25 protein-coding genes are annotated in these 25,618 nt (G+C 67.8%); 14 read left to right on the forward strand and 11 right to left on the reverse strand.

The annotated features are described in order from the left end of the window. Positions 1-160: 160 nt before the first annotated feature. The 3 genes from A5789_RS09265 to asnB form a co-directional block, all read right to left on the reverse strand. Entirely contained in the window at positions 161-430 is a 270-nt protein-coding gene (locus tag A5789_RS09265; protein WP_063018276.1) for a DUF2277 family protein, read from the reverse strand. 51 nt (positions 431-481) lie between these two features. Then, the gene (locus tag A5789_RS36430; protein ID WP_064901492.1) at positions 482-832 is read right to left on the reverse strand and encodes a hypothetical protein; all 351 of its coding nucleotides are present in this window, start codon (positions 830-832) and stop codon (positions 482-484) included. 222 nt (positions 833-1,054) lie between these two features. Continuing rightward, complete coding sequence (gene asnB, locus A5789_RS09275) at positions 1,055-2,980, reverse strand: asparagine synthase (glutamine-hydrolyzing) (RefSeq protein WP_030514778.1); 1,926 nt, start codon at positions 2,978-2,980, stop codon at positions 1,055-1,057. 455 nt (positions 2,981-3,435) lie between these two features. Here asnB and A5789_RS09280 point away from each other — a divergent pair, with 455 nt between their 5' ends. Then, the gene (locus tag A5789_RS09280; protein WP_082857405.1) at positions 3,436-4,434 is read left to right on the forward strand and encodes a cytochrome c oxidase subunit II; all 999 of its coding nucleotides are present in this window, start codon (positions 3,436-3,438) and stop codon (positions 4,432-4,434) included. 18 nt (positions 4,435-4,452) lie between these two features. Then, the gene (locus tag A5789_RS09285) at positions 4,453-4,869 is read left to right on the forward strand and encodes a cytochrome c oxidase subunit 4 (protein WP_030514776.1); all 417 of its coding nucleotides are present in this window, start codon (positions 4,453-4,455) and stop codon (positions 4,867-4,869) included. Positions 4,870-5,012: 143 nt separating this feature from the next. On the opposite strand, the gene A5789_RS09290 is transcribed toward A5789_RS09285, so the two are convergent. Further along, positions 5,013-6,296 (reverse strand): FAD-binding oxidoreductase, encoded by a 1,284-nt coding sequence (locus A5789_RS09290; RefSeq protein ID WP_064901494.1) that lies wholly within the window; start codon positions 6,294-6,296, stop codon positions 5,013-5,015. Positions 6,297-6,324: 28 nt separating this feature from the next. Further along, the gene (locus tag A5789_RS09295) at positions 6,325-7,236 is read right to left on the reverse strand and encodes a CPBP family intramembrane glutamic endopeptidase (protein WP_064901558.1); all 912 of its coding nucleotides are present in this window, start codon (positions 7,234-7,236) and stop codon (positions 6,325-6,327) included. A 368-nt stretch (positions 7,237-7,604) separates the two neighbouring features. On the opposite strand from A5789_RS09295, the gene A5789_RS09300 reads away from it, so the two are divergent. After that, positions 7,605-8,372, forward strand: a complete 768-nt coding sequence (locus tag A5789_RS09300) for an SDR family oxidoreductase (RefSeq protein ID WP_064901497.1) — start codon at positions 7,605-7,607, stop codon at positions 8,370-8,372. A gap of 35 nt (positions 8,373-8,407) precedes the next feature. Here the strand turns inward: A5789_RS09300 and A5789_RS09305 are convergent, their stop codons facing one another. From A5789_RS09305 to A5789_RS09315, 3 genes are all read right to left on the reverse strand, one after another. Beyond that, entirely contained in the window at positions 8,408-9,184 is a 777-nt protein-coding gene (locus A5789_RS09305; protein WP_064901499.1) for a hypothetical protein, read from the reverse strand. Positions 9,185-9,274: 90 nt separating this feature from the next. After that, positions 9,275-9,733 (reverse strand): PASTA domain-containing protein, encoded by a 459-nt coding sequence (locus A5789_RS09310; RefSeq protein WP_064901501.1) that lies wholly within the window; start codon positions 9,731-9,733, stop codon positions 9,275-9,277. 117 nt (positions 9,734-9,850) lie between these two features. Then, complete coding sequence (locus A5789_RS09315; RefSeq protein ID WP_063018258.1) at positions 9,851-10,732, reverse strand: IclR family transcriptional regulator; 882 nt, start codon at positions 10,730-10,732, stop codon at positions 9,851-9,853. 413 nt (positions 10,733-11,145) lie between these two features. On the opposite strand from A5789_RS09315, the gene cysD reads away from it, so the two are divergent. Genes cysD through A5789_RS09340 form a run of 5 tightly spaced genes read left to right on the forward strand, consistent with a single transcriptional unit; the run spans position 11,146 to position 17,155 of the window. After that, entirely contained in the window at positions 11,146-12,051 is a 906-nt protein-coding gene (cysD, locus tag A5789_RS09320; protein WP_030514770.1) for a sulfate adenylyltransferase subunit CysD, read from the forward strand. After that, positions 12,051-13,940: an adenylyl-sulfate kinase gene (gene cysC / locus A5789_RS09325; RefSeq protein ID WP_064901503.1), complete on the forward strand. Its 1,890-nt coding sequence runs from the start codon at positions 12,051-12,053 to the stop codon at positions 13,938-13,940. The genes cysD and cysC overlap by 1 nt, the downstream gene beginning before the upstream one ends. A 35-nt stretch (positions 13,941-13,975) precedes the next feature. Beyond that, positions 13,976-15,214, forward strand: a complete 1,239-nt coding sequence (locus A5789_RS09330) for a hypothetical protein (RefSeq protein WP_064901505.1) — start codon at positions 13,976-13,978, stop codon at positions 15,212-15,214. Next, positions 15,211-16,002, forward strand: coding sequence for an SDR family oxidoreductase (locus A5789_RS09335; RefSeq protein WP_063018253.1), 792 nt, complete (start codon positions 15,211-15,213; stop codon positions 16,000-16,002). Before A5789_RS09330 ends, A5789_RS09335 begins: the two co-directional genes overlap by 4 nt. Positions 16,003-16,015: 13 nt before the next feature. After that, the gene (locus tag A5789_RS09340; RefSeq protein ID WP_063018251.1) at positions 16,016-17,155 is read left to right on the forward strand and encodes a sulfotransferase; all 1,140 of its coding nucleotides are present in this window, start codon (positions 16,016-16,018) and stop codon (positions 17,153-17,155) included. Positions 17,156-17,225: 70 nt separating this feature from the next. Here A5789_RS09340 and A5789_RS09345 read toward each other — a convergent pair whose 3' ends face one another. Continuing rightward, the gene (locus A5789_RS09345) at positions 17,226-17,891 is read right to left on the reverse strand and encodes a TetR/AcrR family transcriptional regulator (RefSeq protein WP_064901507.1); all 666 of its coding nucleotides are present in this window, start codon (positions 17,889-17,891) and stop codon (positions 17,226-17,228) included. Positions 17,892-18,031: 140 nt separating this feature from the next. Here A5789_RS09345 and A5789_RS09350 point away from each other — a divergent pair, with 140 nt between their 5' ends. From A5789_RS09350 to A5789_RS09370, 5 genes are read left to right on the forward strand one after another with little or no spacing between them, the layout of a single operon-like run. Further along, entirely contained in the window at positions 18,032-19,183 is a 1,152-nt protein-coding gene (locus A5789_RS09350; protein ID WP_064901509.1) for an acyl-CoA dehydrogenase family protein, read from the forward strand. A 25-nt stretch (positions 19,184-19,208) separates the two neighbouring features. Beyond that, positions 19,209-19,967, forward strand: a complete 759-nt coding sequence (gene fabG, locus A5789_RS09355; RefSeq protein ID WP_064901511.1) for a 3-oxoacyl-ACP reductase FabG — start codon at positions 19,209-19,211, stop codon at positions 19,965-19,967. 20 nt (positions 19,968-19,987) lie between these two features. Next, positions 19,988-21,145: an acyl-CoA dehydrogenase family protein gene (locus A5789_RS09360; protein ID WP_064901513.1), complete on the forward strand. Its 1,158-nt coding sequence runs from the start codon at positions 19,988-19,990 to the stop codon at positions 21,143-21,145. After that, a complete protein-coding gene (locus A5789_RS09365; protein ID WP_064901514.1) occupies positions 21,142-22,626 on the forward strand; it encodes a long-chain fatty acid--CoA ligase in 1,485 nt (494 codons plus the stop codon). The genes A5789_RS09360 and A5789_RS09365 overlap by 4 nt, the downstream gene beginning before the upstream one ends. A 41-nt stretch (positions 22,627-22,667) precedes the next feature. After that, on the forward strand, positions 22,668-23,120 hold the full coding sequence (locus A5789_RS09370; protein ID WP_063017243.1) for a MaoC family dehydratase: 453 nt from the start codon (positions 22,668-22,670) through the stop codon (positions 23,118-23,120). A 24-nt stretch (positions 23,121-23,144) separates the two neighbouring features. Here the strand turns inward: A5789_RS09370 and trpD are convergent, their stop codons facing one another. Together trpD and A5789_RS09380 are read right to left on the reverse strand one after the other, a co-directional pair. Then, entirely contained in the window at positions 23,145-24,197 is a 1,053-nt protein-coding gene (gene trpD, locus A5789_RS09375) for an anthranilate phosphoribosyltransferase (RefSeq protein WP_064901516.1), read from the reverse strand. A gap of 150 nt (positions 24,198-24,347) precedes the next feature. Continuing rightward, a complete protein-coding gene (locus tag A5789_RS09380; protein WP_064901518.1) occupies positions 24,348-24,785 on the reverse strand; it encodes a hypothetical protein in 438 nt (145 codons plus the stop codon). A gap of 209 nt (positions 24,786-24,994) precedes the next feature. On the opposite strand from A5789_RS09380, the gene A5789_RS09385 reads away from it, so the two are divergent. After that, complete coding sequence (locus A5789_RS09385) at positions 24,995-25,606, forward strand: heme-copper oxidase subunit III (protein ID WP_082940579.1); 612 nt, start codon at positions 24,995-24,997, stop codon at positions 25,604-25,606. The last annotated feature ends 12 nt before the right edge of the window (positions 25,607-25,618 follow it).

Consider the following 25,618-nt stretch of genomic DNA (forward strand, 5'->3'; position numbering starts at 1 on the left):
CCCGCCCCCGCGCTACCCGCCTGCTCCGATACCGGCTCCGACGCATCCCGCTCGTCCATCCCTCCACCCAACCGTGCGCGGGTTCAGAAAACCCCACGCCACGGCGAACGCCGGGTGAATCACGAGCCGAACGCCATCGAGAACCGGTCCGCCGCCCTGCTCAGGCGCGAGCGGCGATGCGGGCTTGCACTTCCGGGCGCCGCAGCGGCGGAACCGACTTCGGCGGGGCTTTGCGCTCTGGCAGCGCCGCCAGCAGCCGGGTGGTCGCCGCCGCGATCTCGGCGACGGCCTCCTCGACCGCGGGGCGGGTGGTCTCGGAGATGCTGCTCAGACCACCCACCTTGCGGACGTACTGTAGCGCGGCCGCGTCGATTTCCTCAGGTGTCGCCGCGGGGTCCAAGCCGCGCAGCGCGGTGATGTTTCGGCACATGCTTACGAGGGTAGCCGCGTGCCGGTTGCGATCGAGCCGTCTGATAGCGGCTCAGGCGGCGCTGCCGCTCGAGAACGGCGAATAGCCGTAGCCGTAGCCATACCCGTAACCACCGGTCCACGGGCTGTACCACCCGGGATAGCCGCCGTAACCTCCGCGCGGGCCGCCCCAGCCGGGCATTCCCCAGCCGCCGTGATGGCCCCAGCCGTGATGCCCCCAGCCGTGGACGAACTGGATATCGGTTCCGGGTGCCTGGACTTCCTGGGACTGGGCCGGGGCCACCGCCGGTTCGGCGAGAGCGGGGCCGGCGGCCGCCACGATCGGGGCCGCCGCGATGGCGACCGCGATCACCGCGCGGGACATGCGGGTGCGGATCTTCGAGGGCAGTTCGTTTCGAACCATCGGAATTCCTTATGTACGTGTCTCGGTCATATCCGTCCACGGCTCGAGCCGAGCCGCTCAACTTGCTTGACGCCATTTAATGTACCGCTATTTAACGGCACGTTCAAGAGCGTCGAAAAGATGACGTGACGTCTATGCACGCGTACGAAAGGAATCGATGGGGCCAGCGCCGCACCGCCGGGCCGTGGTCGGCCGCGGTGCGACGCTGCCTCGCGGTAACGGCTAGAGCCGCACGGGGTAGGTGGGCTCCTGAATATCGGGCTTGATCCGGTTCTCGACGAAGATGCCGTGCCAGATCATGAACACCAGCAGGGTCCACAGGCGACGGCTGTGGTCGCCGTTGCCGGCGCGGTGTGCCTCGAGCATCGCCTTGATCGCGGACTTGTCCAGCAGATGGTCGGTCTGCGATTCCGCGATCTGGGTGGCAGCCCAGTCGTAGAGCTCCGGGCCGCGCAGCCAGTGCCGCAGCGGCACCGGGAAGCCCAGCTTCGGCCGGTGCAGCACATGCGGCGGGACGATCGTCTCGAGTGCGCGACGCAGCGCGTACTTGGTGGTCTCCTTGGTGATCTTCTGCTGATACGGGATCTGCTCGGCGACCGCGAACACCTCGGGGTCCAGGAACGGCACCCGCAGCTCCAGCGAATTGGCCATGGTCATCTTGTCGGCCTTGACCAGGATGTCGCCGCGCAACCAGGTGAACAGGTCCAGATGCTGCATACGCGCTACCGGATCCCAGCCGCGTGAGCGCGCGTAGATCGGGGCCGTCACATCCTGGTGCGTCCATTCCGGACGGAATTCGCGCAGCACCGACCGCAACTGGGCGTCGTTGAAGCTGCGGGCGTTGCCGTAATAGCGCTGCTCGAGCGGCAGCGAACCGCGATGCAGCAGGCTCTTGCCGCGCGTTCCGTCCGGAATCCGGTCCGAGAGCTTGCCGGCCAGTCGCCGCACACCCTTCGGCAGGTATTCGAAGGGCTTGAGCGACAACGGTTCCCGATAGATCGTGTAGCCGCCGAACAGCTCGTCGGAACCCTCACCGGAGAGCACCACCTTGACGTGCTTGCGGGCCTCCTGCGCCACGAAATACAGCGGCACCAGCGCCGGATCGGCCACCGGATCGTCGAGGTACCAGACGATCTCGGGGATCGCGCCGGCGAACTCTTCAGGGCTCACGGTGCGGATGAAATGCTTCGCGCCGATCGCCTCCGCGGTCTCGGCCGCCACGTCGGCCTCCGAATACCCCTCCCGCTCGAACGCCGAGGTGAAGGTGAGCAGATTCGGGTTGTGCCGGATCGCCAGCGCCGCGATCGCGGTGGAGTCGATGCCACCGGACAGGAAGGCGCCGACGGTGACGTCCGCGCGCATGTGCTTGGCGACCGAATCCTCGAGCACCGCCGCGATCTCGCGGTAGCGGGCCTCCTCCGAGCCGGCCGCGAACGGGCGCACCCGGAAGTTCGGCTCGAAGTAGCGGGTCACTTCCGGCGCGGCCCCGGGACGCAGCGTGGCGTAGCAGCCCGATTCCAGCCGGCGGATGTTCGCGTGCAGCGACTCCGGCTCCGGCACGTACTGCAGCACCGTGTAGTGCTCGAGCGCGCGCGGATCCAGCGCATCCGACAGATTCAGCGCGGGCAACAGTTCCAGCAGGCTCTTCTTCTCGCTGGCGTAGGCGGTGCCGCCCGGGCCGGTGGCCAGGAACAGCGGCTTGATGCCGAACGGGTCGCGGGCCAGCACCAGCTCCTGGGTTTCGGTGTCCCAGATGGCGAAGGCGAACATGCCGCGCAGCTTGGAGAATGCCGCGGTGCCCCAGTGGTGATAGGCCGCGACGATCGCCTCACCGTCGCCCTCGGTGGCGAACCGCGCCCCGAATTCGTCGCTCAGCTGCGCGCGCAACTCCAGGTAGTTGTAGATCTCACCGTTGAACGCCAGCGCATAACGCTGCGGATTCTCCGGCGGACCCCAGCGCAGCGGCTGATGCGAATGCTCGATGTCGATGATCGAGAGGCGGTTGAAGCCCAGGATGATGTGTTCGTCGTGCCAGGTGCCGCGCTCGTCCGGGCCGCGATGGCGCCCGCACTGCAAGGCGTCGTACACCTGCTGTACGACGGAGTCGGTGGCCACATCGGCGGTCAGAAATCCCAGCAGTCCACACACTGCGTCGAGAACCTCGTTTCCGGATCGGGTACGCGGAGAACATTCGAAACCAGTCCCCGAGTATGCCGCACCGCGGCCCGGCTCGTCGCCTCGCTGGGCGGCGGTCGCCCTCGCCTGGGATTTCGCGCCCGGGCGCGCGGGCGGCGCAACCGATCGGCCGGGATCGCACCCGGTGGCCGGTGTGTCGAAAGCGACCCGGGCACAACGCGGGAGGCGGTTTGGTCTACGCTGCGTAGTACTCGGGAACTCTCGTGGTCGGCCGTGCGTTCGGCGCGGCTCGCGAAAGGCTCCCGAACGTGCTGAAAACGCGCCGCCCGGCATCCGGGTGGCGCCGTGTCGGATGGACGACCAGGAAGGCGTTGAGCGTGGCGCACAAGGCGAGCGAAGCGATAGGGGCACGACCCGCCCGGGTACGGCGGGGCCGCATCCTTCGGCGGGCCGGGCTGGCGGTGTCCATGGGGATCACCGTGATGCTCGTCTCGGGCTGCTCGATCGACAATCCCGTGCTTCGGTTCGGCTGGCCCACGGGTGTGACCCCGCAGGCGACCCGGATGCGGGAACTGTGGACGTGGTCGGTCGTCGCCGCCCTGGCGATGGGTGTGCTGGTCTGGGGTCTGACCTTCTGGACCGTGACCTTCCACCGCAAGAAGAAGACCTCCCCGGAGTTCCCGCGGCAGACCGGGTACAACGTGCCGCTGGAGCTGACCTACACGGCGATTCCGTTCGTGATCATCGCGGTGCTGTTCTACTTCACCGTGGTCGTGCAGAACTACGTGCACGAGAAGACCTCGAACCCGGATGTGGTCGTCGACGTGACCGCGTTCCAGTGGAACTGGAAGTTCGGTTACCAGAAGGTCGTCGGTCAGAACGGCCAGGTCTACGAGGGTGTCGACCAGACCCGTCAGGCGCTGAACGAGCAGATCCAGTCCGAGTACAAGGAGCGCACCGCCGACGGCCACCCGCAGCCGGGTCCGGTGCACGGCCTGCCCGCCAACGACATCTCCTACCTGCACTACGACAAGGTCGAGACCATCGGCTCGTCCAACGAGATCCCGGTGCTGGTGCTGCCGACCAACAAGGTCGTGGAATTCCAGCTGGCCTCCGCCGACGTCATCCACTCCTTCTGGGTGCCGGAGTTCCTGTTCAAGCGCGACGTGATGCCGAACCCGAAGGAAAACCACTCCGACAACACCTTCCAGATCACCAAGATCGAGCACGAGGGTGCTTTCGTCGGCCGCTGCGCGGAGATGTGCGGTACTTTCCACTCGATGATGAACTTCGAAGTGCGTGCCGTGACGCCGGACAAGTTCGACAAGTACATCGCCGCCCGCGAAGCGGGTAAGACCAATGCCGAGGCCCTGTCGAGCATCGGCGAGTCGCCGGTCGCGACCACCACGCACCCGTTCGACACCCGTCGCACCGCGCGTGAAGCCAGCCAGGCCGAGAGCAAGTAAGAAGGGTACTGAACAGACATGAAGGTCGAAGCACGCATCTTCGAGCTGCTCACGGTGTTCTTCATCATCGTGGCCGTCGTCTACGGATTCTTCACCGGCCAGTCCCGCACCGGCGTCGAGTGGGCGGGTACCACCGCCATCGTGCTGACCGCCGGACTGACGCTGATCGTCGGCACCTACTTCCGCTTCGTGGCGCGCCGGTTGGATCTGCGCCCCGAGGACTACGAAGAGGCCGAAATCGTCGACGGTGCCGGCGACCTGGGCTTCTTCTCGCCCGGCAGCTTCTGGCCCATCCTGCTGGCCGGTTCCGCCTCGGTTACCGCGCTCGGCTTCGCGTTTTTCCAGTATTGGCTGATCGGCCTGGGCGTGCTCTGCATCCTGGCCTCGGTCGCCGGTCTGGTGTTCGAGTACCACGTGGGACCCGAGAAGCACTGAGCATCCGACGCTCGAGCGCCCCGGCTTCGGCCGGGGCGCTTCGTCGTTGATGGGGCTTTTTCGAGATATCGCCGAGAGGGAATATCGCCGGAAATGCCGAACGCCCCGACATGTCTGCCGGGGCGTTCGGTCTTCGCAGTGGGTCAGTCGGGGGTGTGGTAGCGGCGGGCGCGTTCGGAGCGGCAGATGTCGTCGATGCCGGAGGTGATGTCGCGCAACAGTTCCGGGGCGCCGGAGCGGCCGGAGTAGGTGCCGGTGGGGCGCAGGCGGCAGGTGAAGGTGATGAAGCCGTGGTCCTCGCCGGCGGACTCGTGCAGATACGGGGACCGCACGCCGTAGGTCATGGCGGAGATGACCGTGATGGCGCCGCTGCGCTCGCGATGTTCGGCGAACAGGTCGTGCAGGCGGTGGAAGACGGTGCTGTAGCTGCTCAGGGGCGCGAAGACCGCCACCCGGTAGGCCGGGCCGCGCTCGGAGGAGCTGATCACGGTGTCGGCGAGATATTCGGCGTCGCGCAACGTGAGTACCTTGGGGGCGAACATCAGCGCACCGGCGGCGGCGTTGCGCACCGGCATACCGGCGCGGCCACCCGCGGCCGAGGCGATGGCGCCCAACGACTTTCGCGCCCGCGCACCCAGTTCGCGGCGGGCCCGCAGCGAGGGGGTGGCGGTGGTGGGGTGCAGACTCGACCACTGGCCGAAGCGGACCGTGCCCAGCTGGATGTTCCCGGTGCCGACCGGACGCGAGACGCGCAGCGGCGCGGTGTCGACCCAGCGGCCGACCTGCAGCAGGGCATCGCCGGGGCGGGTGATCTCGGCGTGCGAGTGTTCGACGAAGGTGTCGAAGTCGAGGAAGCGGTGCGCGTCGGAGGTGAGCCAGGTGTGGTCCTTGTCGACCTCGATGGCTTGCAGCGTCAGCGCCGTGATGATGCCCGTGCGCCCGGCTCCGCCGAGGATGCGGTGGAATCGCTCGGCATGATGGGTGCGCCCGCAGGTGCCGAACCTGCCCTCGGGGTCCACGTATTCGAGGGCGACCACGTTGTCGCTGAACATGCCGTAGCGGTGCGAGGCCGCGCTGAGCCCGCCGACGGCGGCGAAACCGCCGGCCGTGATCTCGCGGTGGTCGCCGACGATCGGCAGGCCGAGGCCGTGTGCGGCCAGGGTGCGATCGATATCGGACAGCCGTGCGCCGGCCTGCACGCGCACCAGCCGCGCATCGGCGTCCACCGCCTGCACCCGGTTCATCCGGCGCAGCGACATCACGATGCGACGGTCGGGCGGGGCCGGTTCGTCGTCGAGCGGCTCGCTGCTGTGGTCGCCGCCGCGCACGGTCAGCGGTTGCGGTCGTGAATCCCGCACTGTGCGAACGACATCCGCGGTGTCGCGGGGCAGATATTCCTCCGGCAGAGCAGCGAGCGTGGTACTCATGGCCTCAAAGCTAACCACAGTAGCGGCGCTACGTCTGCACCGAAGTTCGCAGTGCAGGTGCGGGGGTTTTCGCTACCGGCGCGAAGGCGAACAATGCGGCCGCGACGGCCGCCCACAGGATCCACCCGGGGAGCCCGGAACCGCCCAGTAGCGTGTGCGCGTGCTCGCTCGAGTCGGCCGACCGCAGGGCGCCGAAGATCAACACTCCGCTGTTCCACGACGCGTGCGCGACCGCGGCGGGCCACACGCTGGCCGACCGCAGCCGCAGCCAGCCGAGGACGGCGCCGAAACAGATGGCGAACGGGATGTACGCCAATGCCGACCAGGCGCCGATATCGGTGAAGCCGTAACCGAGCAGTGTGAGCGGAGCGTGCCAGAGGGCCCAGACGACCCCGGTCGCGACCAGCGCCACCGGGGTGCCGTAGCGGGAGATCAATTGTGGCAACAGCCAACCGCGCCAGCCGATCTCCTCGCCGAGCGCGTTCGGCAGCGTCGCGATGACGGACGTCGTCAGTGTCTCGAACAGTATTGCGACCACCGTCGAGGTGTCGAACTTGCCCAGATCGAAATGGAACCAGCCGAGCGCCGCGCTGATCTCATAGGCGATCCACGCGACCATTTGCGTGCCGAGCCAGGCGGCGACGATCAACCGAGCAGTGCGGGCAGGTGCCGGACCGAGGCCGAGGCCGACGTCGGCGGCGAAGCCGGGAGCCGCCGGGACGCCCGGTGCGGCGGGGCGCGCGAGCACAGGCTGCCGCATCCTCGACCGTGCGACGAGAACGGCCACTGTCGGGGCGAACATCATGAGGGCCGCGCCATCGTTCAGCCACGGGACTGATTCCAGCCCCTTCCCGTCGATCCAGGGAATCGACGCCAGCACCCATGCGAGTGCGTACGCCCCCCCGATGTATGTGGCGATATCCGAACGCCGAGCAATCATATGTCCGTCCTTGCGACTGAATCCGATGCCGTTCGGGATCGGCCGCCACCGGTCTCGGCATTCGGCGCCCCCGGATACTTCGACGCGGTGCAAGTGGAATCGGTTCCCGCGCAGTGTGGTTCGGACGGCGTGTCCGCCGATACGGCGCGGCGGACGTACCCTGAACTTTTCGTGCAAACCGCCATAGGAATGCAGAAAACCGCCGAATTCGGCGAGGTTTGCACGATTGATTCACCATCACCCGATCTGCAGACACTTACCGTCTCGTGCGGCGGCGGTCCGATGGTGGCGGTCGGGTGTGGTGATTCGGATGTGACATCGACTATCGGGTGCTTGCCCGGACTCCGGGTGCGGGGTTGGGTAGGGGCATGGGCACAGTGCTGGTGACCGGTGGGACGGGAGCGCTCGGGCGGCATGTCGTGGATCGGCTGCGGGAACGCGGGCACGACGTGCGGGTGCTGTCGCGGCGCCCGGGTGCGGGGACGCACGTGGGGGATCTGACGACCGGTGCCGGGGTGCGCGACGCTGCCGAGGGCGCGGAGTCGATCGTGCACGCGGCTTCGGATTTCCGGCGGTTCGGTAAACCCGATATCGAGCAGACCCGGAACCTGCTCGCGGCCGTCGGGGGAGCGCGGCATCTGATCTATGTGTCGATCGTCGGCATCGACCGCATCCCTTTCGGCTACTACCGCAACAAACTCGCCTGCGAACAACTGATCGCCGACAGCGGTGTGCCGCACACGATTCAGCGCGCCACCCAATTCCACGACCTCATCGCCGCGGTCCTGTCCGCGGTGCAGAAGCTCCCGATTGCGCCGCTGCCCTTGGATTTCCGCTTTCAACCGGTCGCCACCGAAGATGTGGCCACCCGCCTCACCGACTTGGTAGAAGGCGAACCACGCACCCGCGCGGACGATTTCGGCGGCCCACAGGTGCTCACCCTGAAAGAACTGGCGAAGATCTGGCAGCAACACCACGGCCGCCCGCACCGCACGGTGCCGCTCCCGCTACCCGGCACGATCGCCCGCGCTTTCCGCGCCGGTGACAACACCTGCCCCGACCACGCCGACGGCACGCGCACGTGGGCGGAGTATGTGGCCTCCGATCCGGGGCCGAGCTACCGCCTGCGCGGGTAGGGCCGTCGGGTGTCACGACGCCGGCCGGGTCGGGATCAGGCCAGTCGATCCGCCGGTGTCGCTCCTGCGTCGAACATCGCCGCTGGTTCGTCGGAGTAGAACAATTCGAGATCGCGTCCCCACAGCAGACCGAGATCGCGTTCGACGGCCCAGTCCACCACCGTCCAGAACGATTCCCGTTGCGACTGCCGATCCGCATCCGGGTCGTGACGTGGTAGCAGCGTCGCGAGTTCGTGCGTCTGCGGCGCGTTCAACCAGCCGCCGACACCTTCCCCGAAGCCGCCACCGCCGTGCACCCAGTAGCCCGAGTGCGTGTCCAGCCGCACGAGAAGCTCTTGTACCCGGAACACTTCGCTGTCCGGTTCCGGACGTGAGTCGTGCCGCAGAAGTAGCGACGGGAAGATCGACCACGGGGATGGCACCCTCAACCCCAGATGTCCCCAGGCCCGCACGGCCTCGCCGGTGACGACCCACTCCACCAGTTCAACCAGTTCCCAATACCCCCAGCCCGGCTCGCCCGGGCGGCGGCCCGGCTCGGTCAGTGTGCCGCCGACGACCCGAAAGTCGCGCCCCAGGTCGCAGGTGGTGAACGACTCGTCGAGGTGGGCCACTACCGCGGCCAATCCTTCGAACCGGCACGGCACGGGTTCGCCGAGGGGGTCGCCGTCGTCGATCATTGCGCGGCCGTGCGCGTACATGCGCTGCAATGCCCCGGTGACAACGGGATGTTCGTGCCCTGCGCGCAGCGCGGGAATCACGACATCGCGAAATCTCTGCTCGTCGAAGGCGCAGACGCCGCCCCATACACCCACTGCCACTCCCGCCGCTGTTCGATCGTGGACGCCATCATCGGTCGACCGCGGGGCCCGTGACAACCGAAAATCGCGCGGCGGTAGCCGATTTCAGCACTGGCCGCCGCCGACCTCGCCGGTGGTGAGCTCGATGGTGGCGCCGGTGGGGACCGAGACGCCCGCATCGGGATTCTGAGTGGTGATCACGCATTGGCCGCCACCCGGGCCGCGGCTGGTGCCGCCGGTGATGTGTGCGTGCAGGCCTGCGGCGGTGAGGAGCTGGTCGGCGAGGGCCGGGCGGTCGCCGCGTACATCCGGGACGCTGACCGTGCCGGCCGCGGGGGATGTGGTCGTGCCGGTGGGCTGTGCCGGGTTGGCGGCATTCGGTGTACCGGACGTGGCGGTGGCGGCTGCCGTGCTCGCACCGGTGGTAGACGTTGCGGGCGTGGCGGTCTCGGAATCGCAGCCGGACAAACCTGCGGTCAGTGCGAGTGCGGCGATCGAAATCCGCAGGGACAGAACGGTACGGCGGTGGTGGTTGGAACGGCGGAGGAAGGTTGTGGTCGGCACATCCCGACCGTAGTTGCTTCCGCGTCGATGTGCGCGGACCCTCGGTGAGGAGACGATTGCTGTTGCCTTCGCTCGGTTGGCGGGCGCATCTGTGTGCGGGCAGAGCATGCCGATCGGTCAGGTGCCGGTGGTGGTTCGGGTGATCTTTTCCGCGGTGGCGGTGATCGCTGCGCCGAGGGCGGTGAGGCGCTGGGCGGAGAGGCGGGTGTCGGGGCAGGCGACTACGGCGGCGATGACGCGGTCGCCGGCGAAGATGGGGGCGGCGACGGTGACTACGGCGTTTTCGGCGCCGAGTTCGTCGGGGAGGTAGTCGATGGTGATCAGGTCCGTGATCATGCTGCCCAGGCGGTTGCGGAGTGGATCGGTGACCGGGGAATTGCGCAGGGCGGCAAGGGCTTCGAGGACCGGAGCGGATTCGTCGGCGAGGCGCTCGACGGAGTAACCGCGGTCGCGCACGGCGTCGAGGACCGCGAGCAGGCGTTCGCGATGGGCGGGGTCGGCGTGGGCGATCCAGGCGGTGCGTTCGGAAGCCGGTGCCCAGGCGATGAATTCACGGGCCACCGGCGGTGCCAGGGGCAGGCGGCGGCCCTGCCGGATCCACGGGACCGACGGGGTGCCGGCGACCTCGGTGATGATGATCGAACCGTCGTCGCGCTCGGCCAGGAAAACCGGAAAGCCCTGTTCGGCAACGAATTCCCGCAGCAGGTCGGCAGCCAGGCGGCGCAGCGGGAAGGCCGCCTCCGCGCGGCGTGCGACGGCGAGCAGCCCCATCCCGAGCCCGTAGTTGCCGTCGAGATCGCGCACCGTCCAGCCGTCGGTAGTGAGCTGGGTCAGCACCGCATGTGCCGTCGCCCTCGACAGTCCGGTCTCGCGCACGATCCGCGCCAGCGACAAGTGCTCGGCGGGCCGGCGCGACAGCAGTTCGATTACCCGCACTACGCGATGCGTGGGTGGTGATCCCGCGGAGGCGGTAGGAGTGACCTCGGTGCTCTCGGACATCGCGCCCTTTCTGGTCGATAGCGGTGACGAGTCACACCGGTCCGCGCCGCCGCTCACCGTACCGGTGCGAGTCGGGCCGGCTTCCCGGTCCCGAGCGCTGAATGGTCGGCGAATCCCGGCTTCGGCGCGGTGGAGGACCGGACTTCGAGGCGCTGGTCGGCTCTCGAGCCGTCGGATCTGCGTGCGCCGGATCGGAGTCGCGGCTCAGGACGATGCAGCGACTTCGCACCCGGTATGGCGGCTGCGAACACGCGCCGTCGTCAACAGCCCCTTGACCGACGCGCAGCTGTCCGCTTATCGTCGGTGTCACAATATCGAACAATAGCGTCGAATATTCGACAACGCAACTCCGAAGTGGTCGAGATTTCGGGATCCGGGGAAGCGATGCGAGCGATGCGGACAAGGCGAATGTGATGCGGACGGGATACGAGCTGTCGCATCTGTCGGCCCTCGAGGCCGAATCGGTGCACATCTTCCGGGAGGTGGCGGCCACCTTCGAACGACCGGTGCTGCTGTTCTCCGGCGGTAAGGATTCGGCGGTGATGCTGGAGCTGGCCCGCAAGGCGTTCTGGCCGGCGGCGCTGCCGTTCGCGCTGCTGCACGTCGACACCGGGCACAACTTCGACGAGGTGATCGAATTCCGCGATCGCACGGCGGCCAGGCTCGGCGCGCGGCTGCTGGTGGCGCGGGTACAGGACGATATCGACGCCGGGCGGGTCACCGAACGCCCGGGGGAGAGCCGGAATCGGTTGCAGACCACCACATTGCTGCGCGCGATCGGCGAACATCGCTTCGACGCTGTGTTCGGCGGGGCGCGCCGCGACGAGGAGAAGGCGCGCGCCAAGGAGCGGGTGTTCAGTTTCCGCGACGAATTCGGTGCCTGGGAGCCGCGGGCGCAGCGCCCGGAGGTATGGAACCTCTACAACGGCAAACACCGTGCGGGCCAGCACATCCGGGTGTTCCCGCTGTCGAACTGGACCGAACTCGATATCTGGGAGTACATCGACCGCGAAGCGGTGGAACTGCCGCCGCTGTATTACGCGCACCGCCGCCCGGTCTTCCGCCGCGACGGAATGCTGCTGGCCGCCAATCCTTTCCTGACACCCGGCCCGGACGAACCGGTGTTCGAGACGACGGTGCGGTTCCGCACCGTCGGCGACGCCACCTGCACCGGATGTATCGAGAGCGAGGCCGACAATCCGGCGGCCGTGATCGCCGAAACCGCGATCACCCGGCTCACCGAACGCGGCGCCACCCGCGCCGACGACCGCATCTCCGAATCCGGGATGGAAGACCGCAAGCGGGAGGGCTACTTCTGATGAGCCGCAATCTGTTACGTCTCGCGACAGCCGGCAGCGTCGACGACGGCAAGTCCACCCTCATCGGCCGCCTGCTCTACGACTCCAAGAGCCTGTTCTCCGATCAGCTGGCCGCCATCGAACGCGCCAGTGCCCAACGCGGCGACGCCGCAACGGATCTGGCGCTGGTGACCGACGGCCTGCGCGCCGAGCGGGAACAAGGCATCACCATCGACGTGGCCTACCGCTACTTCACCACGCCGCGTCGCAAGTTCATCATCGCCGACACCCCGGGGCACGTGCAGTACACGCGCAATATGGTGACCGGCGCCTCCACGGCGGATCTGGCGCTGATCCTGGTCGACGCGCGCAAGGGCGTGGTCGAGCAGACCCGCCGGCACGCGTTCCTGGCCTCGCTGCTCGGGGTGCCGCACCTGGTGGTGTGCGTGAACAAGATGGATCTGGTGGACTGGTCGGCCGCGCGATTCGACGAGATCCGCGAGGAATTCGCCGATTTCGCGGCGAAGCTGACCGTCGGCGATCTGAGTTTCGTGCCGGTGTCGGCGCTGCACGGCGACAATGTGGTCACCGACTCCGCGCACACCCCGTGGTATGCGGGCCCGCCGCTGCTGAGCCACCTCGAACAGGTGCACATCGCCTCGGACCGCAATCTGATCGACGCGCGGCTGCCGGTGCAGTACGTGATCCGCCCGCACGCCGATGCCGGCACCAGCGGGGCCGGGCATCGCACCTATGCCGGGACCATCGCAGGCGGCATCTTCAAACCCGGCGACGAGGTGGTCGTGCTGCCGTCCGGGCGTTCGTCGCGGGTCGCGCGGATCTGGGGACCGGGCGGGGTGAAGGTCGACGAGGGGTTCACCGGGATGGCGGTCTCGGTGGAACTCGACGACGAAGTCGATGTCGGGCGTGGGGATATGCTGGCCCGCCCGGGAAATCGGCCGCACATCGCCGATGAGGTCGACGCCATGGTGTGCTGGTTCTCCGAGACCACCGAACTGCGGCCCGGTGCGCGCTACGCGATCCGCACCGCCGCCCAGACCACCCGCGTCCAGGTCCACGACCTCGACTACCGGCTCGACGTCAACACCCTGCACCGTGTCACGGACGCGAATGCCCTGGCGCTCAACGACATCGGCCGCCTCACGCTGCGCAGTCAGCGCCCGCTGATGGTCGACAGCTACCGCGACAACCGCCGCACCGGCAGTTTCATCCTCATCGACGAGGACACCGATCAGACCGTGGCCGCCGGAATGATCCTGGCCCGCGACACCGGGCCGGAGGCGGCGCCGGACGCCTCGGCGGCGCCGAAGGTGGTGCGCGAGGACGTCGTCTGGCACAGCTCCTCGGTGGGGCGCGGCCAGCGCCCGCACGCCGGTGCGACGGTGTGGCTGACCGGTCTGTCCGGCTCCGGAAAGTCCACGATCGCCGTGGAATTGGAGCGCCAGCTGGTGGCCGCCGGCCGCCCGGCCTATCGGCTCGACGGCGACAATCTGCGGCACGGGCTCAACGCCGACCTCGGTTTCACCGACGAGGACCGGCGCGAGAACATCCGCCGGGTGGCTCAGGTCGCCTCGTTGTTCGCCGACGCCGGCCTGATCGCCATCGTCTCGGTGATCAGCCCGTTCGCCGACCAGCGCGAGCAGGCGCGCGGCGTGCACGCCGCGAGCGGCCTGGACTTCCACGAGATCTTCGTCGACACCCCGCTGGAGGTGTGTGAGCGCCGGGATCCGAAGGGGTTGTACGCCAAGGCCCGCGCGGGCCGGCTGCCGGAGTTCACCGGCATCGACTCGCCCTACGAACGCCCCGAACACGCCGAGCTCGTGATCACTCCCGATCACGGCTCACCCGCCGAAATCGCCGCGCTGATCCGCCGCGAACTGAGACTGTGAACCGCAGTTCCGCCCGCACAACACGCTAGGACGACATGAGTACATCGACAGGATCGTCACCGGGAACCGATACCGCCGCCGGAAACGGACTTCCGGGCGGCGGGTCGCTCACCGAACCGTTCACCGCGGCGATCGCCGAAACCGAGAAGCTGATCGCGGCAGCGGATTTCATCAACGACGAGAAGGATCTCGCCGAGGGATACGACTACCTCGCGGGCAGTATCGCCGCGTGCCTGCAGCTGTCGGGCACGCACGGCACCAGCCACCCGTACTTCGTGAGCTCCACCGGCCCGCACGCGAAAATGGGCCTGGACAACCCGGATACGCTCTACTACCACGCCAATGTCGAGCCGGGTGCGGAATATCTGCTCACCGGTGTCCGCGGCAGTACCGTCGACCTCAGCTTCCAGGTGCTGCGCGGCGACTACACCGCCACCGACGTTCCCAACGGCGACGACGCCTTCGACGACCGCCGCCTGCAGATCGCCGCCGACGGCAGCTACCAGCTCCGCTTCGGCCCGCCGAAAGCCGATGCCGGGCCGAACTATTTCGTCCTCGGCGAGGGTGCCTCGATGCTCGCGGTGCGCGAGGTCTACGGCGACTGGAACGCGGAGACGAAGGGCAGCATCCGCATCGAGCGGCTCGACACCGTCGGCACCGCGGCCCCCGAGCCCGGTGTCGACCAGCTGCGCAAGCGGTATCGGGCCGCGGCGCGGGCGCTGGTGCAGCGCATCCACACCTGGTTCAACTTCCCCAAGTGGTTCTACCTCGACCTGCCGGTGAACACCCTCACCGAACCGCGGCTCACCCCGGGCGGACTCAGCACGCAGTACTCCTCGGTCGGCCACTTCGATCTCGACGACGACCAGGCGCTGGTTATCACGGTGCCGAAATCCGATGCGCCCTATCAGGGATTTCAGCTCGGTAGCCGCTGGTACATCTCCCTCGACTACGTCAACCACCAGACCAGCCTCAACAGCGCTCAGGCCCAGGTCGATCCGGACGGGATGATCCGCATGGTGGTCTCGGCTCGCAACCCGGGCATCACCAATTGGATCGAGACCACCGGACGCCGCCGCGGCATCCTGCAGTTCCGATGGCAGCGCGTCGCCCGGGAGATGACCCCCGCGGACGGGCCGCGAATCGCCCTGGTGCCCTTCGACGAGGTGGCGGCGCAGTTGCCGCACTACGAACTCAACCGGATCGACGAGCAGGGCTGGCGCGCCCGCATCGCCGACCGCCAGCGCGGTTTCGCCGATCGGATGCTCGGATGAGCGCCGGAACGGGCCTGCTGGCCGACAAGGTGGTCGTGATCAGCGGCGTGGGTCCCGGACTGGGCCGCTCGCTGTGCGTGCAGGCGGCCGCGGCCGGCGCGAAGGTGGTGCTGGCCGCGCGCACCGAATCGCGGCTGCGGGAGGTGGCCGACGAGATCGACGCCGCCGGCGGGACGAGCCTGATCGTGCCGACCGACATCACCGACGACGCCGCGGTGGCGAATCTGGTCGAGCGCACGGTGGAGACCTTCGGCCGGGTCGACGCGCTGGTCAACAACGCGTTCGCGATGCCGTCGATGAAGTCGCTGGCGCGCACCGACTTCCGGCAGATCAGCGACAGCCTCGAGCTGACGGTGCTGGGCACGCTGCGGGCGACCCAGGCCTTCACCGACGAACTGGCCAAGACCCGGGGCGCGGTGGTGATGATCAATTCGTCGGTGCTGCGGCACTCCGAACCGCGCTACGGCAGCTACAAGGTCGCCAAGTCGGCGCTGCTGGCCATGTCGCAGACGCTGGCAACCGAATTGGGCGCCAAGGGAATTCGGGTCAACAGCGTGGCGCCGGGCTACATCTGGGCCGATCAGCTGAAGTGGTATTTCGGTGAGGTCGCGAAGAAGTACGGCATCACGGTCGACCAGGTGTACGAGCAGACCGCCTCCCGGTCGGATCTCAAGCGCCTGCCCGAACCGGACGAGATCGCCAGGGCCGTGGTGTTTCTCGCTTCCGAGTGGGCCAGTGCCATCACCGGCCAGACCCTGGACGTCAACTGCGGCGAATACCACGTGTGAGGAACGGAATTTCATGACCACCGCTCGTACCAACGTCGGCACCGTCGAGGATCTGCACGCATCCGCCACCAAGGCGTGCGGGCTCACCGATTTCGGCCCCGACGACTACACCGAGGCGCTCGGTGTGCTGCTCGACTCGTATCGACGCGACGCCGACCTCACCGAACTCGGTTCCAAGATGAACCGCTACTTCCTGCGCGGCGCACTGGTCGCGCGCGCGTTGAGCGAGGCGTCCTGGAAGGCCAATCCCGGCTACGCCGAGACCGCGATCGAGCGGCCGATCTTCGTCACCGGCCTGCCCCGCACCGGCACCACCGCGCTGCATCGGCTGCTGGCCGCCGACCCGCAGCATCAGGCGCTCGAGATGTGGCTGACCGAACTGCCGCAGCCGCGGCCGCCGCGCGAGACCTGGGCCGACAATCCGGTGTTCCAGCAGATCGACGCCGGTTTCGCGCAGCATCACATCGACAATCCGGAATTCATGGGCCTGCACTACATGAGTGCCGCCGAGGTCGAGGAATGCTGGCAGCTGCTGCGCCAGACGGTGAAATCCATCGCCTACGAATCACTGGCCTATCTGCCGACCTATTCGCAGTGGTTGCAGAAGCAGGACTGGACCAACGCCTATCAGCGGCACAAGCAGAATCTGCAGCTGATCGGCCTGGGTGACACGAGGGGCTGGGTGCTGAAGAACCCGAGCCACCTGTTCGCGCTGGACGCGCTGATGGAGGTCTACCCCGACGCGCTGATCATCCAGACCCACCGCGACCCGGTGACCATCGTCGGTTCGTCGTGCAGCCTGTCCGAACAGGCCACCAAGGGCTGGTCGAACACCTTCGTCGGGGAGACGATCGGCCGCACTCAGCTCGAACTCTGGTCGCGGGGCCTGCGCGAATTCAATTCCGCGCGTGCGCGATACAACCCCGATCAGTTCCTCGACATCCAGTTCGAGGATCTGCGGGCGGATCCGTTCGGCACCGTCGAGAAGATCTATTCGACGTTCGGGCTGGATTACACCGAGGCGGCCCGGAACGCGATGCGGGCGCTCGACGAGGAGAGCAAATCGGGCGACCGCAAGCCCGCGCACAAGTATTCGCTGGCCGACTACGGGCTGACCGAAGACGAGGTGAGATCGGTCTTCGCCGACCTCTGAGATCGCTGTACCCGCCGCGGGCCGGCTCGGAATCACCGCGCCGGCCCCCGGCGTTTCCGCCGGGTGGGGGTCAGACCTCGGCGGATTTCTCGCGGCGGCGGGCGCGGCGCTGCTGGATGGCGGCGAAGCGGATCTCCAGGCCCGTGACGAACGATTCCAGCGCCAATTCGAAACTCTCCGAGTCGATTTCGTCGGCCTTGGCGCGCAGCAGGTGCGCCTGTTCCAGATGCGGGTAACGGTCGCGATAGACCTGGACGTCGTCGACGAAGCCGCGGGAGAACGAGCCGATGGTCGAACCCATCACCACGTAGCGGGTGGCCGCGCCGATCATGGTGGCCTGGCGGGGTGGCCAGCCGGCGCGGACCAAGCCGCCGTGCACGGCGTCGGCCGCGCGCAGATTCTCCTCGCGCTTACCGGGGCCCGAGGCCAGGTAGGGGACGAAGTTGGGGTGGCGGACCAGGGCGGCGCGGTAGGAACGCGCCCACGAGATCAGGCCGGTGCGCCAGTCGGCGGTTTCGAAGGCCGAGGCGTCCACATGGGACATGATGCCGGCGGCGATATCGTCGAGCAGATCGTCCTTGGTGGGGTAGTGGCCGTACAGCGAGGCCGCCTGAACGCCCAGCTCGGCGGCCAGTTTCCGCATCGAGAGCTCGGGTAGTCCGTCGCGGTCGATCAATTCCAGTGCCGTCTCGCGGATGCGTTCGCGACTCAGTAGCGGTACCCGTGGCCGAGGCATCCTCGCCACCTCCTTCGCCGCGAAACCGGACCGTGCCGAGTCAACCTACACCGTCGGGCACCGGGGCCTTGAACATCCGAACGCTGTTAGTTTATCGTGGCAATAGATACCTAACAACGTTCGGTTAGGAGTTTTCCGTCATGGATCTGCAACTCGGCGATGCCCACCGCGAGCTGCGCGAGGTTGCCCGCGCCTGGGTCGACAAGGAGGTCGTGCCCTACGCCGCGGCCTGGGATCGCGCCGAATCGGTGGATACCGCGATCGTGCGCAAGCTCGGCGACATGGGCTTTCTCGGTATCGAGATCCCGGAGGAGTACGGCGGCTCGGGTGGTGACGCGCTGTCGTACTGCCTGCTGCTCGAGGAACTCGGCCGCGGCGACAGCTCGGTGCGTGGCATCGTGTCGGTCTCGCTCGGGCTGGTCGGGAAATCGCTCGAGAGCTACGGCAGCGAGCAGCAGAAGCGGGACTGGCTGCCCCGCTTGTGCGCGGGAGAGTCGCTGGGCTGCTTCGGCCTCACCGAACCGGGCACCGGGTCCGACGCGGCGAATCTGACCACCCGTGCCGTCCGCGACGGCGAGGACTGGGTGCTCTCGGGCACCAAGATGTTCATCACCAACGGCACCTGGGCCGATATCGCGCTGATCTTCGCGCGCACCGGCGGACCGGGACCCAAGGGGGTCACCGCATTCCTCGTGCCCACGGACGCGACGGGTTTCGGCCGCACCGAGATCAAGGGCAAACTCGGTCTGCGCGGACAGGCGACCGCGGAGATCGTGCTCGACGGGGTGCGGGTGCCGGATTCGGCGCGACTCGGCGGCGAGGGACAGGGGTTCCGGATCGCGATGGCCGCCCTCGACAAGGGGCGCATGGGCGTGGCCGCGGGATGTGTCGGGGTCGCCCGCGCCTGCCTCGAGGCCGCCGTGCGCTATGCCGGGGAACGCGAACAGTTCGGTAAACCGATCGCCTCCTACCAGCTCGTGCAGGAGCTGATCGCCGACATCGCCGTCGATGTGGAGGCCGCGCGGCTGCTGGCCTGGCGAGTCGCCGACCTGGTCGATCGCGGCGAACCGTTCGGCACCGAGGCCTCGGTGGCGAAGTTGTTCGCCAGTGAGGCCGCGGTGAAGGCGGCCAACAACGCCATCCAGGTATTCGGCGGATACGGGTACATCGACGAATACCCGGTGTCGAAGTACCTGCGCGACGCGCGGGTGCTCACCCTCTACGAAGGCACCAGCCAGATCCAGAAACTACTCATCGGCCGCGCCCTCACCGGCGTGAACGCCTTCGTGTGACAACCGATTTCGAGGAGAGAATTCGATGACAGATCAGCGCAGAGTGGCCGTGGTGACCGGGGCCGCCCGGGGTATCGGTGCGGCCACCGCGGCCCGCCTGGCCGCCGACGGGGCGGCCGTGGCCATCGCCGACCTCGACGAGAACGCCTGCAAGACAACCGCGGACGAGATCGTCGCCGCCGGTGGGGTGGCCGTCCCGCTGGCCTGCAATGTCACCGACGAGGCGAGCGTCGACGCCGCCTTCGATCGCGTCGCCGCGGAGCTGGGGTCGCTCGACATCCTGGTCAACAACGCCGGCGTGCTGCGCGACAACCTGCTGTTCAAGATGTCGGCCGACGACTGGGACACCGTGATGTCGGTACACCTGCGCGGCGCGTTCCTGTGTTCCCGTGCGGCACAACGGCATATGGTCGCCCGCCGCTACGGCAAGATCGTCAACACCTCCAGCGTCTCGGCGCTCGGCAACCGCGGCCAGGCCAACTACTCGGCCGCCAAGATGGGCATTCAGGGACTCACCCGCACCCTGGCGATCGAGTTGGGCCCCTACGGCATCAACGTCAACGCGGTCGCGCCGGGCTTCATCGTCACCGAGATGACCGCCGCCACCGCGGCCCGCGTCGGCGTGTCGGTCGAGGAATGGCAGGCGAAATCGGCCGAGATCACTCCGGTGCGCCGGGTCGGCCGCCCCGACGACATCGCGAACACCGTCGCCTTCCTCGCCTCCGACGAGGCGTCCTTCATCACCGGCCAGACCATCTACGTCGACGGCGGCCGTCGGCTCTGAAACCGTTCCAGGAGAACATCATGCGCAGAACCAGCTTTACCGAGGACCACGACACCTTCCGCGGCACGGTCCGCAAATTCGTCGAGACCGAAGTGGTCCCGGTCTACGACACGTGGCTGGAGGCGGGCATCGTGCCCCGCGATTTCTATTACAAACTCGCCGAATTGGGCGTCTTCGGCATCGAGGTGCCCGAGGAATACGGCGGCGCCGGCATCGACTCGTTCAAATTCCAGACCATCCTCATGGAGGAGACGGCACGCGCTGGTGTGTCGTTCGGCGGATCCAGCGTGCACGTCGGACTGTGCCTGCCGTATCTGAAGAAGCTCGCCACCGAGGAACAGAAACAGCGCTGGCTGCCCGGATTCGCCGCCGGCGAGATCATGTTCGCCATCGCCATGACCGAACCCGGCACCGGGTCGGATCTGGCCGGAATGCGGACCACCGCCAAGCTTTCCGAGGACGGCACGCACTACGTGCTCAACGGCGCCAAGACCTTCATCACCGGTGGCGTGAACGCCGACCGGGTGATCGTCTGCGCCCGCACCGCGCCGCCCCGCGAGGACGACCGCCGCTTCGGCATCTCGCTGCTCGTGGTCGACACGAAGTCACCGGGCTACACGATCGGCCGCAAACTCGACAAACTGGGGCTGAGGGCCTCCGATACCGCCGAGCTGAACTTCACCGATGTCCGGGTGCCGGTCGAGGACCTGCTGGGCGAGGAGAACAAGGGCTTCTCCTACCTGGGCCAGAATCTGCCCCAGGAGCGGCTCTCCATCGCCGCCGGCGCCTACGCCCAGGCGGCGGCCGCGGTGCGGTTCGCGCAGGAGTACACCCAGCAGCGCAACGTCTTCGGCAAACCCGTCGCCTCGTTCCAGAACACCAAATTCGAGCTCGCCGCCTGCAAGGCCGAGGTCGACGCGGCCGAGGCCGTGGTGGACCGGGCTCTCGAGGCCCTCGACGCCGGTGAACTCAGTGCGGCCGACGCCGCCTCGGCGAAGCTGTTCTGCACCGAGGTCGCCGCGCGCGTCATCGACCGCTGCCTGCAACTGCACGGCGGCTACGGCTTCATCAACGAATATCCGATCGCCCGGCTCTATGCCGACAATCGGGTCAATCGCATCTACGGCGGGACGAACGAGGTCATGAAGATGATCATCGCCAAGGATATGGGGCTGTGAACGCGACGCTGTCGCTGGCGAGCATCCTCGCCGAACCGGCGCGGCGCCGACCCGGGCACGTGGCGCTCATCGAGGGCGAGCGTCGGCTCACCTTCGCCGAATTGTGGCGTGCGGCAAGGGAACAGGCCGGCGCGTTGATCGAGCGTAGTATCCGGCCGGGGGATCGGGTCGCGCTGATGTGCCCGAATACGGCCGACTTTCCCCGGGCCTACTACGCGATCCTCGCGGCGGGGGCGACGGTGGTGCCGGTGCATCTGCTGCTCACCGCCGACGAGGCCGAATTCGTCCTGCGCGACAGCGGGGCGACGCTGCTGATCTGCCATCCGCAGGTGGAATCGGTCGGTGCGGAGGCGGCCCGCCGGGTCGGCATCGCCTGCGTGCGACCGGACGGCCTGACGGGCGAGGCGATCGCGCTGTTCGTCCCGCGCTCGCCGCTGGATACCGCCGTGGTGTTCTACACCAGCGGGACCACCGGCCGGCCCAAGGGGGCGGAGCTCAGCCATCTCAATATGGTCATGTGCGCCACCGTGAACGCCTTCGACGCCAACGATGTGCACCGCGACGATGTGGCTCTCGGCGCGCTGCCGCTGTTCCACGTATTCGGGCAGACGGTTTCGATGAACTCCACCTGGCGGGTCGGCGCGACCCTCGTCCTGATGCCGAGATTCACCGCGCCCGAGGCGATTCGGCTCATGGTGACCGAACGCGTGAACACCTTCCACGGCGTCCCGACGATGTATCACGGACTCATCGAGGCGGCCGCCGGCGCCGCCGAACTCCCCGCACTGCGGCTGTGCATCTCCGGGGGTGCGGCACTGCCGCTGCCGGTGCTGGAACGGTTCGAGGAGGTGTTCGACGCGCGGATCCTCGAGGGGTACGGGCTCTCGGAGACCTCACCGACCGCGGCGGTGAACCAGCCGGTCTTCGGACCGCGCGCCGGCACCGTCGGACATCCGGTGTGGGGCGTGGACGTGGAGATCGCCGATCCCGGCGTCACCGACCGCATCGAGTTGCTGCCGACCGGCAGCGTCGGTGAGGTGGTCGTGCGCGGGCACAACGTGTTCAGCGGCTACACCGGCAATCCGGAGGCGAGCGCGCGGGCCGTGGTCGACGGCTGGTTCCGCACCGGCGACCTCGGCGTGCGCGACGAGCAGGGATATCTGCGGATCGTCGACCGGATCAAGGAGATGATCATCCGCGGCGGATTCAACGTCTATCCCACCGAAGTGGAGGAGGCGCTGCTGCGGCATCCGAGGATCGCGCAGGTGGCGGTGATCGGAGTGCCGGACGAGAACTACGGCGAGGAGATCGTGGCGGTCGTCGTGCCGGCCGGTGAGCTCAGCGCCGAGGAAGTCGTCGCCTACGGCCGCGAGCATGTGGCACGGTACAAATACCCGCGGCGCGTGGAGTTCGTCTCCGAGCTGCCGCTGGGGCCCACGCACAAGGTGCTCAAACGCGAACTGAAACAACGTTTCATGTGAGCTGCCGGCGCAACGCCCCGGCAGCACGGAAGGGACCGGACATGACCGATTTCGCCGATCTGGACGCGCTCGCCGCGGCCGTGGGCACCGAACTCGGTGTCAGCGACTGGTTGCAGGTCGACCAGGACCGCATCGATACCTTCGCCGACGCCACCGGCGACCACCAGTGGATCCACGTCGACGCCGAGAAGGCCGCGCAGGGCCCCTACGGACACACCATCGCGCACGGATTCCTCACCCTGTCGCTGCTGGTGCCGCTGAGCAACCAGGCGACCACGGTGGGCGGCATCACGATGGGAATCAACTACGGGCTCAACAAGGTTCGCTTCATCACGCCGGTGCCGTCGGGCGGCCGCATCCGCGCCCGCGTCCACTTGGACTCGGTCTCCGAGATCCCCGGCGGCATCCAGGCGGTGCGGACCGTCACCATCGAACTGGACGGGGCGGACAAGCCCGCGTGCGTCGCGGAAAGCATCGTGCGCTACCTGAAGTGACAGCCCGGGGACTGTTCCCCGGTTTCAGTCCCCGAGCTCGTTGCTCACCTTCACCCAGCGGTCGAGCAACTGGGTGGCCGCTCCGGTGTCGACCGAGGCCGCCGCCCGCTCCAGCGCCGGGCGCAGCAGCTCGTGGATGTCGGTGCGGGCGGTCTCGGGGGTCAGCTCGAAGGCGACGATCGCGGCGGCGGAGTTGAGCAGGACCGCGTCGCGGACGGGCCCCGGGGCGCCGTTGAACATGTCGCGGGCGATCGCGGCGTTGACGGTCGCATCGCCGCCGCGCAGTGCCGCCGGATCCACGCGGGGGATGCCTAGGAGCGTCGGATCGATGACGGTCTCGTACTTCTCACCCGCGGCGACGACCCACACATCGGTGGTATCGGCGGTGGTGATCTCGTCGAGGCCGTCGTTTCCGCGCACCACCAGCGCATTGGCGCCGCGTTCGGCGAACGCCCCGGCGATCACGGGGACGAGCTCGGCGAAGGCGCATCCGATCAGTCCCGCGCTCGGCTGCGCCGGATTGGTCAGCGGGCCGAGCACGTTGAAGACCGTCGGAATGCCGATCTCCTTGCGCGCCGGACCGGCGAACCGCAGCGCCGGATGAAACAGCGGGGCGAAGCAGAAGCCGATGCCCACCTCGCGCACACACCGGGCCACCGACTCCGGGCTCAACGCGATCCGCACGCCCAGCGCCTCGAGCACGTCCGCGCCGCCGCTCTTCGACGACGCGGCCCGATTACCGTGCTTGACCACCGGAATGCCCGCCGCGGACACCACGATCGAGGACATCGTGGAGATATTGACCGTGCCGGAGCGGTCGCCGCCGGTGCCGACGATGTCGACCGCGCCCATATCGAGCGACACCCGCCGGGCATGGCTCAACATGCCGGTCGCCAGGCCGGACAGCTCGATCGCGGTGGGGCCCTTCATCTTGATGGCCACGCCGAAGGCCGCGATCTGCGCCTGGGTGGCGTTGTCGGAGAAGATCTCGTCGATCGCCCACGCCGCCTCCTCCGCGGTCAGATCGACCCCGTCGGTCAGGGCACCGAGAATCTCGGGCCAGCTGCGCGCGCTCATCACATCTCCCGTTCGCGATCGGACACCCACATCGCTCGTCCGCGCGGGCGTGGGGGCCGTCGGATCGTCGTCGGCCGCCCGGCTAGCAGCCTAATCGGCGGAGGCAATTTCTTTGTTCTCGGCGTTACGGAAGAAGATTGCGGAAGAAGATTACGGAGATCCCGGCTCGATTCCGCTCGGCTGTAGTGCGTCCCAGCCCACCGCCGTGCCCTCGTGCCGCTGCGCCAATCCGGCCATCCGCGACCGTTCTTGCGAGCAGTGCAGCGCGTCCAGGACCTGCACCCGCTGTAATACCAATTCGATATGACTGCCGGTCGGATCGGAAGCCTCGGACGTCGCGGCGGGGGAGTAGCCGTCCTGGGCGGCGATGTCGACGACCTCGTCCCGGGCGGTGGCCGGGATGCGCAGATGGTGGCGTAGCAGGGCCTGCTCCTCGGCGCGCCATCCGCTCGCCCGCGCGAGCGCGCTCGAGCAGGCTTCGGCATCGTCGAAACTGGACACCACGACCATCAGATCCGTTCGCGCCGGATCCAATTCCGTCGCCGCACCCCGGCCCGACAGCCGCTGCCACACCGATCGAATTCCCATGCCACCCGCCTTCCTCCGCGCGTCGACGCAGCATCGCATACTCGGGATTTCCGCTGGTCACCGTGGTCGCATCGACGCTCGACCTGCGGGTTCACCGGACACGCCGAACCGGGCTCCAGACCCGCACGCGCGCTGATGATTCCGAGCCCGACACCCCGAATTCGCACCCGGCTACGCCTGTCGTACTACGACGAGTCATACTTACCGGCGTGACGACCGCAGTAGGGACCCCAGGATCGGCCATTACTCAGCGTGTGCATTCGCTGAACCGGCCCAACATGGTCAGCGTCGGAACCATCATCTGGCTGTCGAGCGAGCTGATGTTCTTCGCCGGCCTCTTCGCCATGTACTTCGTCGCTCGTGCCCAGGCTCATGGCAACTGGCCGCCGGAACCGACCGAGCTGAACCTCAAGCTCGCCGTGCCGGTCACGGCCGTGCTGATCGCCTCCTCCTTCACCTGCCAGATGGGTGTGTTCTCGGCCGAGCGCGGCGATGTCTTCGGCCTGCGCCGCTGGTACCTGCTCACCTTCTTCATGGGCGCGTTCTTCGTGGCCGGTCAGGGCACCGAGTACCACGCGCTCTATTCGGAGGGCACCACCATCTCGAGCAGCATCTACGGCTCGGTGTTCTTCATCACCACCGGCTTCCACGGTCTGCACGTCATCGGTGGTCTCATCGCGTTCATCTTCCTGCTGATTCGCACCAAGGTCAGTAAGTTCACGCCGGCGCAGGCCACCGCGGCCATCGTCGTCTCCTACTACTGGCACTTCGTCGACATCGTCTGGATCGGGCTGTTCGCCACGATCTACTTCGTCCGCTAGCCGGGCGGCGGC

The organism is Nocardia sp. 852002-51101_SCH5132738, from assembly GCF_001665695.1.
GTDB classification, from domain to species: domain Bacteria; phylum Actinomycetota; class Actinomycetes; order Mycobacteriales; family Mycobacteriaceae; genus Nocardia; species Nocardia nova.